This is a genomic window from Natranaerofaba carboxydovora, from assembly GCF_022539405.1.
Taxonomy (GTDB): domain Bacteria; phylum Bacillota; class Natranaerobiia; order Natranaerobiales; family Natranaerofabaceae; genus Natranaerofaba; species Natranaerofaba carboxydovora.
In genome coordinates, this window is the sequence record NZ_CP054394.1 from 841607 (window position 1) to 856535 (window position 14929).

At 33.8% G+C, this 14929-nt stretch carries 14 protein-coding genes; all 14 read left to right on the forward strand.

Going from position 1 to position 14929, the window contains the following annotated elements:
* Window positions 1-6 precede the first annotated feature (6 nt).
* The 14 genes from ACONDI_RS04065 to ACONDI_RS04130 all read left to right on the forward strand — a co-directional run bounded on the left by ACONDI_RS04065 (window position 7) and on the right by ACONDI_RS04130 (window position 14911).
* A complete protein-coding gene (locus tag ACONDI_RS04065) occupies window positions 7-1407 on the forward strand; it encodes a UDP-N-acetylmuramoyl-tripeptide--D-alanyl-D-alanine ligase (RefSeq protein ID WP_241080205.1) in 1401 nt (466 codons plus the stop codon).
* Between the two features lie 13 nt (window positions 1408-1420).
* Window positions 1421-2389, forward strand: a complete 969-nt coding sequence (gene mraY / locus ACONDI_RS04070; RefSeq protein WP_241080206.1) for a phospho-N-acetylmuramoyl-pentapeptide-transferase — start codon at window positions 1421-1423, stop codon at window positions 2387-2389.
* 12 nt (window positions 2390-2401) lie between these two features.
* Window positions 2402-3775, forward strand: coding sequence for a UDP-N-acetylmuramoyl-L-alanine--D-glutamate ligase (murD, locus tag ACONDI_RS04075; RefSeq protein WP_241080207.1), 1374 nt, complete (start codon window positions 2402-2404; stop codon window positions 3773-3775).
* 3 nt (window positions 3776-3778) lie between these two features.
* Window positions 3779-4876: a stage V sporulation protein E gene (spoVE, locus tag ACONDI_RS04080; protein WP_241080208.1), complete on the forward strand. Its 1098-nt coding sequence runs from the start codon at window positions 3779-3781 to the stop codon at window positions 4874-4876.
* Between the two features lie 22 nt (window positions 4877-4898).
* Window positions 4899-5999, forward strand: a complete 1101-nt coding sequence (murG, locus tag ACONDI_RS04085) for an undecaprenyldiphospho-muramoylpentapeptide beta-N-acetylglucosaminyltransferase (protein WP_241080209.1) — start codon at window positions 4899-4901, stop codon at window positions 5997-5999.
* Window positions 6000-6121: 122 nt separating this feature from the next.
* Window positions 6122-7048, forward strand: a complete 927-nt coding sequence (murB, locus tag ACONDI_RS04090; protein ID WP_241080210.1) for a UDP-N-acetylmuramate dehydrogenase — start codon at window positions 6122-6124, stop codon at window positions 7046-7048.
* The gene (gene murA, locus ACONDI_RS04095; protein ID WP_420848178.1) at window positions 7048-8334 is read left to right on the forward strand and encodes a UDP-N-acetylglucosamine 1-carboxyvinyltransferase; all 1287 of its coding nucleotides are present in this window, start codon (window positions 7048-7050) and stop codon (window positions 8332-8334) included. Before murB ends, murA begins: the two co-directional genes overlap by 1 nt.
* Window positions 8335-8360: 26 nt before the next feature.
* A complete protein-coding gene (locus tag ACONDI_RS04100; RefSeq protein ID WP_241080212.1) occupies window positions 8361-9206 on the forward strand; it encodes a cell division protein FtsQ/DivIB in 846 nt (281 codons plus the stop codon).
* 52 nt (window positions 9207-9258) lie between these two features.
* Window positions 9259-10479 carry a cell division protein FtsA gene (gene ftsA, locus ACONDI_RS04105; protein ID WP_241080213.1) on the forward strand — a complete coding sequence of 407 codons (1221 nt, stop codon included), beginning with the start codon at window positions 9259-9261 and terminating at the stop codon, window positions 10477-10479.
* Between the two features lie 41 nt (window positions 10480-10520).
* Window positions 10521-11621, forward strand: coding sequence for a cell division protein FtsZ (gene ftsZ / locus ACONDI_RS04110; protein WP_277397834.1), 1101 nt, complete (start codon window positions 10521-10523; stop codon window positions 11619-11621).
* Window positions 11622-12077: 456 nt separating this feature from the next.
* On the forward strand, window positions 12078-12938 hold the full coding sequence (locus ACONDI_RS04115) for a sigma-E processing peptidase SpoIIGA (protein WP_241080214.1): 861 nt from the start codon (window positions 12078-12080) through the stop codon (window positions 12936-12938).
* Window positions 12939-12973: 35 nt separating this feature from the next.
* Complete coding sequence (gene sigE / locus ACONDI_RS04120; protein ID WP_338086480.1) at window positions 12974-13702, forward strand: RNA polymerase sporulation sigma factor SigE; 729 nt, start codon at window positions 12974-12976, stop codon at window positions 13700-13702.
* A 93-nt stretch (window positions 13703-13795) separates the two neighbouring features.
* Window positions 13796-14572, forward strand: coding sequence for an RNA polymerase sporulation sigma factor SigG (gene sigG / locus ACONDI_RS04125; RefSeq protein WP_241080215.1), 777 nt, complete (start codon window positions 13796-13798; stop codon window positions 14570-14572).
* An 87-nt stretch (window positions 14573-14659) separates the two neighbouring features.
* Window positions 14660-14911, forward strand: a complete 252-nt coding sequence (locus ACONDI_RS04130; protein WP_241080216.1) for a YlmC/YmxH family sporulation protein — start codon at window positions 14660-14662, stop codon at window positions 14909-14911.
* Window positions 14912-14929 lie beyond the last annotated feature (18 nt).

The window sequence follows — 14929 nt, forward strand, 5'->3', positions numbered from 1 at the left end:
GTAAAAATGTGGACACTAAATAAATTGGCCGATTACTCGGGTGGAAAATTAATAAATGGTTATGGTGAAATAGAAGTTAAGGGATTTTCAATTGACTCAAGAATGGTAAAAGATGGAGACTTATTTATTGCCCTCAAAGGTGAAAGAACTGATGGGCATTATTTTTTGAAGGACGCTTTGAAAAAAGGTGCATCTGCCTGCTTAGTTGAAAATGAGAAATATAACCAGGAGGATTTGGAGACTGGTCAGGCAATTATTGAAGTAAATAATTCCTTAGAAGCACTAAAAATGATTGCAATGAAACATAGAGAACAATATAATGTAAAAGTGATTGGAATTACAGGAAGTGTAGGAAAGACGACTACAAAGGATATGGTAGCAGAAGTTTTAAGACAAAATTATAAAGTGTTAAAAACAGAGGGTAATTTAAATACTGGGATTGGGTTGCCGCTAACATTGCTAAATTTAAACGAACTGCATGAAGTTATTGTATTAGAGATGGGTATGAGGCAAATGGGAGAAATTGCTGAACTTTGCCGGATTGCAAGACCTGACATAGGTATTATTACAAATGTCGCAGAATCACATTTGGAAAATTTGAAAACTATTGAAAATATAGCAAAAGCAAAAGGAGAGCTGTTAGAAGGCTTAGCTAACGATGGTGTTGCAATAATTAATGGAGATGATGAAAGAGTTGTCAGGCTACAGTCAAAGGCGCCTAATAGGGTGGTAAGTTATGGCACAGGGGTAGATGCTAATTTGGTAATAAAGGATATAAAGCCACGTCAGGAAAGAATTGAATGTTTGTTGGAGCACAGGCCAAAGGGTGAGGAAAATGAAAAAGTAAAAATGAGCTTAAACTTTCCCGGAAAGCATAATCTAATGAATGCAATGGCTGCTTTGCTAGCCGGTGTAGAGCTTAATGTTTCTTTAACTAAAGGAGTAGAAAACCTAAAAAACTTTTACCCTACAGATATGAGAAATCAAATATTTACAGGTAAGAAAGATATAACAGTGATTAATGATACTTATAATGCAAATGTCAAATCAACTAAAGCAGCCTTAGATATTTTGTCCGATGTGGCAACTAACCGAAAAGTAGCTATCTTAGGGGATATGTATGAGCTTGGAGATTATACTGATGACGCACATCTTGAAGTTGGAGAATACGTAGCAAGTAAGGAGGTTGAAGTTATCATAGCTGTTGGGGACAAAGCTAAATTAATAAAAGATGGAGCCTTAAATGCAGGTCTAAATAACGACAATGTACTATTTTATAATAATAAAGAGGAACTGATTAAACAAATTCAGGGTATTTTGAAACCAGGTGATACAATTTTGGTAAAAGGATCTAGAGGTATGGCTTTAGAAGATGTAGTCTATGCGATAATAGACGAAGAAGGGTAGGAGGGGAAGCTTTATGGATTTAATATATATCCTTATTATTGTAAGTTTTATAATAAGTATTGCTTTGACCCCACTTTTAATTCCGCTGCTTACAAGGTTGAAATTTGGTCAGCAGATTAGAAATTTGGGGCCCAGGCGTCACATGGAAAAGTCAGGGACGCCTACAATGGGTGGTCTGGTTTTTCTTTTGGCATCTGTTATATCATTAATAATCTTAGTTCCTATTGAAGAATTTTCCGGTGTAGCGATTTTGATATTTGTAACAATAGCTATGGGGTTAATTGGATTTGTAGATGATTATATAAAAGTTGTTAAAAAACAAAGCCTTGGGTTAAGAGCGAGGCAAAAAATAATTGGTCAATTATTAGTCGTAGCTATATTTGGTTTTTATTTATTAAGTATAGATCATTCTACTAAGTTATTTATTCCTTTTACTGATATAACAATTGAAATTGGATTTTTTTATTTTTTACTGGTGGCAATGATGATTCTTGGTACTGCTAATGCTGTTAATTTAACTGACGGGTTAGATGGCCTTGCTGGTGGCATAGTTATTATTGGTTTGACAGCTTATATTATAGTTGCTCACATGATGGGGTTAAATAACATTGCTTATTTCGGCAGTTCTTTAATGGGTGGAGTTGCTGGATTTTTAATCTTTAACCTTCATCCGGCTAAGATATTTATGGGTGATGTTGGCAGTTTAAGCTTAGGAAGTGCATTGGCAGTGATGGCTATTTTGACAAAAACTGAATTGACTCTTATCATTGTCGGGATAGTATTAATAACTGAAACTGTTAGCGTTATTTTGCAGGTATTATTTTATCAATTAACAGGAAAAAGAATATTATTGATGAGTCCATTACACCATCATTTTGAATTAAGCGGATGGAGTGAGTGGAAAGTTGTTACCACCTTTTGGTTAGTAAGCTTAATTGCTGCATTTGTTGGAGTTATCTCGATAAACAATATTGTATCATAAGGAGAGTTAAACATGGGAAAATATCTAGTTTTAGGCTTAGGGAAAAGTGGCCTTTCCACACTAAAAGCATTACAGGAACTAAGTAAAGATGTTGTAGGTACAGACAAACGTTCTATAGATGAAATAGATTTCGGAAATGAAACTAAAGAGGATATAGCAAGATTGAAGGAATCTATTATTAAAGAAGATAAAGTGAAAGAAAAAATACATGAGTTTGATACCATTGTTAAAAGTCCAGGAATTTCTTATGAAAATGAAATTATCGAAGCAGGGCTATCAAAAAAAATACAGATAATTGATGAAATTGAACTTACCTATAATTATCTAAAACCTTACATATCGTGTTTGATTGCAATTACAGGAACTAATGGAAAAACTACAACAACCACTTTGATAGGGGAGATAATTAAATCTGCAGGTTACTTTTGTCACGTGGTTGGAAATATCGGTAACCCTATTAGCAGTTTGATTAGTCGGGTCAAAAAAGGTGATATAGTTGTATGTGAAGTTTCTAGTTTTCAACTTGAAGGGATAGTAAATTTTAAGCCTGATATAGCGCTTTTATTAAATATTGCTCCTGATCACTTAGATAGACATAAAACTTTTGAAAACTATATAAACGCAAAATTAAGGATTTTTGAAAATCAAAGTGAGGAAGACATAAAAGTTATAAATTATGATAATGAAAATTGTAAGGATATTTCAAAGAAATTGTCAGGTACTAAATTATTTTTTAGTACAAAAGAAAGTTTAGATGACGGTGCAAATGTTATTAAGGATAAATTAGTAATGAAACAGAAGGGTAATAGCATAGAAGTTATAAAGAAAGATGAAATTAAAATACCTGGCGAGCATAATATTGAAAATATTCTAGCATCAATTTGTGTGGCTAAAACTTTAGACATATCACCAGATACAATTAGTAGTACAATAGCAAATTTTTATGGGGTAGAACACAGGCTAGAGAAAGTTGGTGAATATAAGGGGGTCACATTCTACAATGACTCTAAAGCAACAAATATTGAAGCTTCTTTTACAGCTTTAGAAGCTGTAAAGTCAACAGGTTTTAAAGAACCATTAGTATTAATCTTAGGCGGTATGGATAAGGGTGAAGACTTTGATGAATTTGTGCAGAATTTGAAACAGTTTAATGCTAAAGCAATAATATTAGGAGAAACAAAATCCAGGTGGATAGAATCCATGAATAAAAATAACTTTGAAGAATATACAAGTGTGGACACTTTAGAAGAAGCGGTAAAAAATGCATTTAGCCTTGGCAAAACAGTTTTGTTTTCACCGGGGTGTGCTAGTTGGGATATGTTTTCAAGCTATGAAGAAAGAGGAAGAATTTTCAAGGGGGAAGTGATTAAGTGGGGGAGGGATTAGACATTGGAGAAAGAAAATAAGTCCCCTGATTATATTTTGCTTATTGTAACAGCACTTTTACTTGGCATAGGAATTATCATGGTATTTAGTGCGAGCACCATTATATCACAGGTTCAATATGGTGATTCATACTTCTTCCTAAAACGACAAACCTTCTGGGCTTTTGTTGGTTTACTGGGTTTGTTGTTAGCTAACAAAATTAACTATTGGAAATGGGAAAAATTAGCAGTTGCCTTCTTGATATTAAATTTTGTATTTTTAGCTTTGGTTTTTGTTCCGGGTCTTGGGAGGCAAGTATATGGGGCTTACAGATGGATACAAATCGGTGGGATAAATTTTCAACCAACAGAATTTACTAAATTGGCTTTGATAATTTTTACTGCTGCACATGTGTCTAAAGGAGGAATTGTAAAAAGCTTTACTAAAGGAATATTACCTCCGATATTCTTCTTGGGTTTAAGCTTTATTTTGATTTTGAGGCAGCCTGATATGGGTACTGCTGTTGCAATATCGGCATGTATTATTATCATGCTTTTTGTAGCAGGGATGAGAATAACTCACTTGGTAGGATTTTTAGCTGCTACGGTTCCGGTTGGTTTAGCTTTAATATTACAAAGTGATTATAGAAGGGAACGATTATTATCATTTGTTAATCCCTGGGAAGATCACATGGAAACTGGATACCAGATAATTCAATCCTTATATGCTCTTGGCCCGGGCGGTCTAGCAGGTGTTGGTCTTGGTCAATCAAGACAAAAGTTTTTCTACCTTCCTGAGCCCCACAACGATTTTATATTTGCAATTATAGGTGAAGAGCTAGGTTTTTTGGGCGCCTCTTTTGTGTTAATATTGTTTTTTATATTTATATGGCGAGGATTCAGGATAGCAGCTTATTCGCCCGATCTTTTGGGAAGTTTGCTTGCGGCTGGGATCACATCTATTGTAGGGATTCAGGCGCTTATGAATATTGGAGTTGTTACTGCTTCGATCCCTGTTACAGGGATTAACTTACCACTTGTTAGCGCAGGAGGGTCATCTCTCTTTTTTACCCTAACGGGAATAGGAATATTGCTAAATATTTCAAAACATATAACAAAATAAATTGTTTTCCTGGAGGATAAATATGAAATTTTTACTTACCGGAGGAGGAACAGGCGGGCATATATATCCAGCACTTTCTGTAGTAAGAGAAATTTATAAAAATAACGAAAATGCTGAGGTTATGTATGTAGGGACTTCCCGAGGCCTAGAATGTAAAGTGATTCCAAAAGAGAATATACCTTTTAAAACGATAGATATACAGGGATTACCAAGGAAGATAGGCAAAGAAATGATTTATTTTTCGTCGAATTTTGCAAAGGGGTGCTATCAAGCAAGAAAAATAATAAGCGAATTTAACCCGAATGTTGTGCTTGGCACAGGAGGTTATGTTTGTGGTCCGGTTATTCTTATGGCATGGTTATCTGGTATTCCTACAGCGATTCACGAACAAAATGTAGTACCTGGAATCACGAATAAATTTTTGTCAAAACTAGCAAAAAAAACTATGGTTAGCTTTGAAGATTCAAAGGATTTTTTTAACACTAAGAATCTAATAGTTACAGGTAATCCTAGGGCATCTGAAGTAAATGAACTAAGCCTAGATAAGGCAGCTCTTACCCTCGGTTTGGACAAAGATAAAAAAACTTTATTAGTAGTAAGTGGAAGTCAAGGTGCAGAGATTATAAATCATAATTTTATAAAAATAATTGAAGATCTTATAAAAAATAAATGGCTGCAAATAATATATGTAACCGGCGATAGGTACTACAATGAAGTTAATAAAAAAATATCAAGCTATGATAAGAGTAATATAAAAGTTTTTTCATATTTAAATGAGATGCCAATGGCATTAAGTCTAGCAGATCTTGTATTAAGTAGAGCTGGGGCTACTACTCTTGCCGAAATTACTGGATTTGGGATACCTTCTATTTTGGTACCATCTCCTAATGTAACCAATGATCACCAGCGGAAAAATGCTATGACTTTAGTTAAAAGAGATGCAGCAGAAATGATTGAAGAAAAGGATTTAAAGCCAGAAGTTTTAATGGAAAAAATAATTAAGTTATTGTTGGATGATCAACTTTTAATTAATATGAAAAGCAATAGTAGAGAACTGGGTTACCTAGATGCTTCTTGTAAGGTATACAATGTACTAAAAGATATTGCAAAAACCAAAAAATAAGCGTGTTCTGGTGCAAAAAATCATATGAACAATGTTATGTTTTTTATTTTGTAAACGGACAAGCTTTTTTCACGAAATTTGTTTAATTGCATAGAATGGAATATAAAAAAGGGGCTAATAACATGAAAAAGGAACTATTTAGAGAGTTAACAGATAATATTAAAAGTTCTTTTGAATATAATACCAATCTAAGAAACCATACCACCTTGAAAATAGGAGGCCCGTGTAAATTATTTATAGAAGTCGAAAACGATAACGATTTAATAAAAGCTTTGAATTATTTTAGGGAAAAAAGTATTCCTTACTTTTTGATAGGTAATGGTTCTAACTTATTAGTGAGTGACGAGGGTTTTAATGGTGTTGTAATAAAATTGGGGAAAAAGTATGACTTTATTAGGTTTGAAAACAGAAAAAATGGTAAATGCTTAGTAAATGTTGGTGCATCCAAAACTTTCCCTACTTTAACTAGAGAATTATCAAAAGAAAGCATTAGTGGAATAGAATGGGGATGTATGATACCTGGCACTATGGGAGGAGCAGCTATTATGAATGCGGGTGCACATGGAGGAGAAATATCACATGTAGTTAGTAGGGTTGAAGGTGTTGATATAAATAGTGGTAAAAAAGTCGTTTTGACAGAAGATGACTTAAAATTTGAATATCGGGGTCTAAATACTGGAGAGAAAGAAGTAATAATAACTTCGATATGTTTAACCTTAAACCAGGGTGACATTAAAAAAATCACAGAAAAGATAAAAAAATATCAAGAACAAAGAAAAAATAAGCAACCTACTTTACCAAATGCAGGAAGCGTATTTAAAAATCCTCCCGGTGATTATGCGGGCCGTCTTCTGGAGGAATGCGGTATGAAAGGTTATCAAATTGGTGAAGTTAAATTTTCCGAAAAGCATGCTAATTTTATTGTTAACACCAATAATGGTAAAGCAAAAGATGCCTGGAAATTGATTGAAATAGCAAAAGAAAAAGTTAAAGAACTTTATGGTATAAATTTAGCCCTAGAATTAAATGTGTTGGGTGAGATGAAATGATGAATGACAAACTGGTTATTTCAGGAAACAAGAAGTTAAATGGAACGCTTAATGTACAGGGAGCAAAAAATTCTGCTCTACCTTTGATAGCTGCTGCTATAATGGCTGAAGATGAAGTAGAGCTTATAGATGTCCCAAAATTAAAAGATGTAACAACTATGCTTGAAATATTAAAAAGACTTGGATGTAAAGTTGTAGAACGCGGGAATGTTCTTTTGATTGATAACAGAACGTTAACCTCAGTTACTGTGCCTGAGGATTTAATGAAAGAGATGAGGTCAAGTATTGTTCTTTTAGGGGCACTTTTGGCGAAAAAGAATAAAGCGATGGTGTCTTATCCCGGTGGGTGTGCTATTGGAGAAAGACCAATAGAACTTCATTTAATGAACTTTCAAAGATTAGGTTGTGAAGTAGAAGAAAAGGAAAATAAGATAATTGCAAAAGCCCCCCTAGGCCTTAAAGGAACTGATATTGAGTTAGATTATCCAAGTGTTGGAGCAACTGAAAATTTAATGATGTCATCGGTTTTTGCACAAGGCATAACTAATATTATTAACCCGGCAAAAGAACCAGAGATTGTTGATTTGCAGAATTTCTTAAATGCAATGGGAGCAAAGATTGAAGGAGCAGGCACAAATAATATAAAAATAATTGGTGTTAATAGACTCAAAGGAACGAAACATAGGATTAATCCTGACAGAATAGTTGCTGGAACTTATATGATTGCCGGGGCAATTACGGGAGGTAACGTAACCCTCAAAAATGTTATTCCAGAACATGTAAGTTCCTTGACTGATAAACTTAGAGAAGCAGGTGTAAATATCATTGAAGGGGACAGGAGCTTAACTATTATTGCGCCAGAAAAATTTAATAAAATAGAATTAATAAAGACTAGTCCATATCCTGGTTTTCCTACAGATTTACAGCCTCAAATACTTGCATTATGTACGGTTTTAAATGGCTCATCGTTAATTGTTGAAAATATATTTGAAAGCAGGTTTAGACATGTGGAAGAACTAAAAAAGATGGGCGCAGACATTATGTTAGGTGATGGGATTGCACTTGTTAGAGGCCCTACAAAGCTTACAGGCACAAAAATAAAAGCTTCCGATCTTAGAGCGGGTGCTTCACTGGTTATAGCAGCTCTAGGCGCAGAAGGTGTAAGTGTAGTAGAAGGATTAGAGCATATTGATAGAGGTTACGAACAGATTGAAAACCAGCTTAGAAGATTAGGAGCAAAAGTAGAAAGAGTTAAATGGTTTGAGGATAAATATGAAAACGCCTAATTAGGCGTTTTCTTTGGAGGGTTAAAATGGACAAGCAGGTTGTAAAATTAAAGAACAAAAGAAGTAAAAAAATAGGCGAATCAAACAAAAATCACAAATTTAAAATCAAAAAAATAAGAATTTGGGTCCTTTTACTGCTTTGTCTAGGTCTTTTTACCCTTGTTTTTATGTCGAATTCTAGGTATTTTGAGATTAAAAATGTTAAAATTTCTGGAAATGAAAAAGTTAGCTCAGAAAGATTAATTAATGATATGGAATTAAAAGGCGAAAACATACTTTTTTTTGGTGAAAAAACCACTGAAGAGAGGATTTTAGAAAACAAATGGATTAAAAAAGTCGAAATTAATACTATCTTGCCAAATAAAGTAGAAGTTGATATTGCTGAAAGGACTCCTATTGCTGTTTATGAAATAGAAGATAGTGATAAGTTAGTTTTGTCGAGTGATCTAGTTATACTTGACGAATATGCCAGTAGAGAAGGGCTCCCTATAATTAATGGAATCAACTTGGATGCTGTGGTTGAATCATATGAACCAGGAGATTCTCTAAAGAAATTAACATCAAAAGATGAAGAAATAGAAGTGTTGTCTAACGTTTTGGATAAACTAACATCATCTACATCTGTATTTATTAGTGAGATTGTGATAGTATCAGACAGTGAAATAAATTTATTTACAGAAAAAGGTTTAAAAGTAAAAATGGGCAAACCCGAAGAATTGGAGACAAAATATGCTCTTATAGAGAAAATTATACCTGAAGTAGAAGAAAAAAAAGGTCAACAAAATTTTAGGCATTTGGACCTAAGAGTTCCCAAATATCCTGTTCTTAAAGAATTAGATGAAAACAATAGTAGGAAAGAAGAGGAAAATTAGTAATCAATGTTGAAATTATATAAGGGTCTTTTTATATCAGGAGGTGCTGTGATTGACTAGAAAATCCTTGATAACAAGCTTAGATGTTGGGACAACCTATGTTAGGGCTATTATAGGAGAAGAAAGATCTCCTAATGAAATAAACATAATTGGAATCGGTACTTCGCCTTCTAAAGGAATGAAAGAAGGAGGCATAATAGATTTAGAGAAAACAATAGAAGCAATAGAGCATGCTGTTGAACAAGCTGAAAGGATGTCAGGAGTAGAAGTTCATGAAGTTTTTGTTAACGTTGTGGCATCACATGTGAACTTGATAAATAATAAAGGTGTTGTAGCAGTTAACAATGAAGATAGAGAAATAACAGCAGAAGATGTAGAAAGGGTTACTCAGGCTGCAAAAGTCGTTAACCTTCCTCCTGATAAAGAAATTATTGATGTTATACCCCATCAATTTATTGTAGATGGATATGATGGGATTAAAGATCCGGTAGGAATGTTAGGAGTAAGGCTAGAAGTAGATGCACTAATTGTTGCTGGTAAGAGCACTACAATACATAACTTGTTAAGATGCGTTCAAAGGGCAGGTCTTGAAGTCAATGATCTTATTTTAAGTATCATGGCTAATGCTGAGACTTTGTTATCTGAAGAAGAGAGGAAGCTTGGTGTTGGCATTATTGATATAGGTGGGGGCACAGTAGAGATTGGTATTTTTAAAGATGGTTTTATGGAATGTCTTGATAGTATTAATATAGGTGGAGATTACATAACTAATGACCTTGCTGTTGGGCTTAAGATTTCTCAAGATGAAGCGGAAAAGTTAAAAATTAAATTTGGTGTAGCAAGCCCTGAATTGGCCGAGGATGGTTCTGTGGAGATTTTTAGTATAGGAGATAAAGAACCTAGACAAGTTAGCATAGAAGAGGTTGGGTCGATAATTGAGCCAAGAATCAGGGAAATTTTTGATTTTATTAATTCACGTCTTGATGAGTATGGTTATAGGGAAAAACTGGCTGCCGGTATTGTAATTACTGGTGGTGTCACAGAGTTAAAAGGCTTACAAGAGATAGCAGAACAGGAACTTGATGCTAATGTAAGAATAGTGAAACCAAGGTTATTAGGTGTTAATAATCCAATTTATTCAACAGGTGTTGGAATGATACAATATGTAGTAAATAACAACTATGAAAGCGAATATTACGAAGAAGCAAGCAGTGGTAATGTATCTGGTTTATTTAATAGGATTAAAAATTGGTTCTTAGACTTTTTTGAATAGGCGTAGGAAAATAGGGTTAGCAAAAAGGAGGTATATTAGTGATGTTGGAATTTGATCTTAATTCCGAACAGGTGGCACATATTAAAGTTGTTGGTGTTGGTGGTGGTGGTAGTAATGCCGTTAATGGGATGATTGATTCAGGTCTTAAGGGTGTTGAATTCATAGCTGTTAATACAGATGCACAAGCGCTGAATACATCTAGGGCAAATGTTAAAATACAGTTAGGTCAAAAACTAACTAAAGGTTTAGGTGCTGGTGCCGATCCCGAAATAGGGAAAAAAGCAGGCGAAGAAAGTAGAGAAGAAATACAGGAAAATTTAAAAGGTGCCGATATGATATTTGTGACTGCTGGTATGGGTGGTGGTACTGGTACAGGTGCTGCCCCTGTAATGGCGGAAATGGCCAGGGAAGTTGGTGCTTTGACAGTAGGAGTTTGCACTAAACCATTTACTTTTGAAGGTAGAAAGAGAAAAAAGCAGGCTGAAGAAGGGATACAAGCTTTGAAGGAAAAAGTAGACTCGCTTATAGTTATCCCTAATGATAATTTGCTTCAAGTGGTAGAAAAGAACACTTCGATTACTGAAGCTTTTAAGGTGGCAGATGAAGTGTTAAGGCAAGGTGTACAGGGGATTTCGGACTTAATAGCTGTTCCTGGACTTATTAACCTGGATTTTGCAGACGTTAAAACGATCATGAATAACACAGGTACAGCCTTGATGGGGATAGGTAGAAGTAGTGGAGAAAGTCGTGCTGTTGAAGCAGCAAGGGAAGCCATAATGAGTCCTTTGTTAGAAACAAGTATAGATGGTGCAAAAGGTGTGCTGCTTAATATTACAGGAGGCTCGAACCTTGGACTTCATGAAGCAAATGAAGCGGCAGATATTATAGCTGAATCTGCAGATGAAGATGCTAACATAATCTTTGGGGCAGTGATTAATGAGGATATGGGAGATGACGAAGTTAAAGTCACCGTTATAGCTACAGGCTTTGATGAAAAAAAAGAGGGTGAAAAATATAATATGAATACACAAAATAACAATAGGTTAGATGATAATAGATCAGGTGATCTTGCGGATAAGTCGTTTGTTGGCGAAGATATTAATATTCCTGCCTTTTTGAGGCGCAAAAAGAAAAATGACTAACTAAACATTGATTCTGGTGTAAAAAGTCTATTCACATAAATAAAATGTTTTTAATTGATACATCTAAGATTCGTCAGCAGTCGAAATAAGGCTACCTAACCCAAGAACTCATCGTGAGTCAGATTAGCTAATGACATCCTGTCATTAGACCTTATTTCTCCAGCTTCCTCATCAAGATGTATTGCAATTAAAAACAAAACTTTGCTCATATGACTTTTTGCACCAGAATCAACATATTTCATATGACTATTGGTTAAGATGGCGCTTGTTTTAGAAGTGTCATCTTTTCTTTATTTTTGCATATTTTTTAAAATAATTGTTTTCGAAGTTAAGTGAGAAAGTGACAAATTTCTTAAGTTTAACTTGGTATACTTTGCATAAGTTGTTTATTAGAGGCATATTCATACGGTGGCAGAGTTTGTCTAGGGGGCTAGCTCTAAGGAGGCAGGCAAAATTGTGTATGTTGTGGCTGAATTTTTAATATTAATTAACTTCTTAATGAATGCTTTTATTATTTGGTTAACAGCCAAGGTTTTAAGCTATAGGTTATACAAACATAGATGGCTAATAGGTGCATTTATATCATCTTGGTATTTTATTTTGCCTTTTCAAAATAGTGTGTATGAGGCTCTATTTAAGATACTTTTTTCCTGGATTATAGTTATGCTGGTTTTTTTTCCGAAAAAAATAAAAGAGAGTATAGTAGCTCTTATGGTCTTTTATGGTATGTCTTTTTTTATTGGAGGAGGACTATTTGGAACAATCTTTTTATTCAACTCTTTAGATAATTTAGCTATTGGTAAAGTATCTTGGATGTATTTAATTTTATCAATAGTTATTGGGGGAGGTTTTTTATGGGGGATTAAAACCGTTGAAAAGAAAATAAGATGTAAAAACTATGAGGCGATCGTTGAAATACAGTTAAATAATAATAGCTCTTCGTTAAAAGTACTGGTGGATAGTGGGAATTTATTAAAAACTTCAACTGGAACTCCATGTTGTGTGGTTGAAGGTGAAGCAGTAAAAAAAATACTTCCTTATGATCTTACAAACATAATATTTGAGGAAGATGATATTTTTGATATTTATGACAGAATAGACCCCAGGCTTTTGAAACAATTAAAATTACAACCAGTATTTTTTAATACAGTAGGTAACGCAAAAGAAGCTTTAATTGCTATGAGACCAGATAAAGTTTTAATTGGTGAATTGAATAGTGAGTCATTAAAAGAAGTAGATATGATGATTGCAATATCTAAAAGAAAATTAAATTTGCCAGAAGGTTATAACGGCTTGCTGCCTCCTGGGCTAGTTTGAGTTAGTAGTTATCAAAAAATAGGAGGGATTATTTGATTAAGTCATGGTATAAAAGTAAGCTAGCTATAAGGATTTTTGTTATGAAGCTCCTGGAAAAACTAGGGGTGAAAGTTGATCCAGTACATTATATTGGTAGTAGCGAAGCTTTACCACCGCCACTTACAAAAGAAGAAGAAACCGAAATTTTGGAAAAGCTTAAAAATGGTGATACACACGTTAAAAGTGAGTTAATAGAACGAAATCTTAGATTAGTAGTATATATAGCAAGAAAATTTGAAAATACAGGGATAAACATAGAAGATTTGATATCAATTGGCACAATAGGACTAATAAAAGCGGTTAATACATTCAAACCTCAAAAAAATATTAAGTTAGCCACGTATGCTTCAAAATGTATTGAAAATGAAATATTGATGTATTTAAGAAGAAATAATAAAGTGCGTCATGAAGTATCTTTAGATGAACCATTAAATGTTGATTGGGATGGCAATGAACTATTACTTTCAGATGTTCTTGGAACTGATAATGATATTATTCATAAAAGACTTGAAAAAGAAGTCAACAAAAGTTTGTTAAGTCAGGCTATGAAAAAGCTCTCAGATAGAGAAAAAGAGATAATGAGGCTTAGGTTTGGGCTTGGAAGTGGGAAAAGTAAAACACAAAAAGAAGTGGCAGATTTACTTGGAATTTCTCAATCTTATATTTCGAGACTAGAAAAAAGAATAATAAGGAGGATGCAAAAGGAGATCAAAAAAATGGAATAGATTTACAAAGAACGAGCTTTTTTATAAAAGTATAAAAACAGGTAGCTTGGAGATACTTAATATAACAAAATAGTCTTTCAGGGGGCATAGTTAATGACAGCAAATAAAGTTGAGATTTGCGGTGTTAATACATCCAAGTTGCCTGTTCTATCTAGCGAAGAGATGACAGAACTGTTTAAGCGATTAAGAGATGGGGATGAATCGGCAAGAAGAGAGTTGATAAATGGTAACTTAAGGCTTGTTTTAAGCGTTATTCAAAGGTTTAATAATCGAGGAGAATATGTCGATGATTTATTTCAAATTGGATGTGTTGGACTAATTAAAGCCATAGATAATTTTGATTTAAATCAGAATGTCAAATTTTCTACTTATGCTGTCCCTATGATAATAGGTGAAATTAGAAGGTATTTACGAGATAATAATCCTATAAGAGTTAGTAGATCTTTAAGGGATATTGCTTATAAAGCATTACAGGTAAGAGATGAGTTGGTAGATAAGAATTCTAAGGAACCAACCCTTCAAGAAATTGCAAACAAACTTGATATTAGTAGGGAACAAATAGTCTTTGCCTTAGATGCGATACAAGAACCAATCTCTCTTTTTGAGCCTATATACCATGATGGAGGAGATCCAATATTTGTTATGGATCAGATAAGTGATGAAAAGAACCAAGATAAAAATTGGCTTGAGGATATTGCAATTAAGGAGGCCCTCCAAAAATTAGACCCAAGAGAAAAAATGATATTAACTATGAGATTTTTTAAAGGGAAAACACAGATGGAAGTGGCAGAAGAAATTAATATAAGTCAGGCCCAAGTATCTAGACTAGAAAAAGGGGCTTTAAAACAGTTAGAACAAAATGTCAAATAGAATTGAATTTATATTCCCAGGCTGTCTGGGAATTTTTTTATTCAGTTTTTAAAAAAAGAAGCATAGGATAACTTAGGAGGGGTTATCTTGATTACTTCATCAGAATTAAAAAAAAGAGAGGTTATTAATATCCAGGATGGTAAAAGGCTTGGGTTTGTCCAGGATTTTGACATTGATCTATACCATGGAGAAATCAGAGCCTTGATTGTACCTGGGCCTAATAAATTACTAGGATTTTTTGGTAAAGATAAAGACTATATAATAAAATGGGACGATATAGTAAAAATAGGAAGCGATGTTATATTAGTAGACCTAGTCATAACGGGTGAAAGAAATTAATTAAGTTGTACTTTTAAA

Excerpts from the sequence above, each read along its gene's own strand:
- murB (WP_241080210.1), top strand. The coding sequence starts at position 6,122 with ATGAAAAAGGAACTATTTAGAGAGTTAACAGATAATATTAAAAGTTCT.
- murG (WP_241080209.1), top strand. The coding sequence starts at position 4,899 with ATGAAATTTTTACTTACCGGAGGAGGAACAGGCGGGCATATATATCCA.
- sigG (WP_241080215.1), top strand. The coding sequence starts at position 13,796 with ATGACAGCAAATAAAGTTGAGATTTGCGGTGTTAATACATCCAAGTTG.
- ftsZ (WP_277397834.1), top strand. The coding sequence starts at position 10,521 with ATGTTGGAATTTGATCTTAATTCCGAACAGGTGGCACATATTAAAGTT.
- murD (WP_241080207.1), top strand. The coding sequence starts at position 2,402 with ATGGGAAAATATCTAGTTTTAGGCTTAGGGAAAAGTGGCCTTTCCACA.
- ACONDI_RS04100 (WP_241080212.1), top strand. The coding sequence starts at position 8,361 with ATGGACAAGCAGGTTGTAAAATTAAAGAACAAAAGAAGTAAAAAAATA.
- murA (WP_420848178.1), top strand. The coding sequence starts at position 7,048 with ATGAATGACAAACTGGTTATTTCAGGAAACAAGAAGTTAAATGGAACG.
- ACONDI_RS04065 (WP_241080205.1), top strand. The coding sequence starts at position 7 with ATGTGGACACTAAATAAATTGGCCGATTACTCGGGTGGAAAATTAATA.
- mraY (WP_241080206.1), top strand. The coding sequence starts at position 1,421 with ATGGATTTAATATATATCCTTATTATTGTAAGTTTTATAATAAGTATT.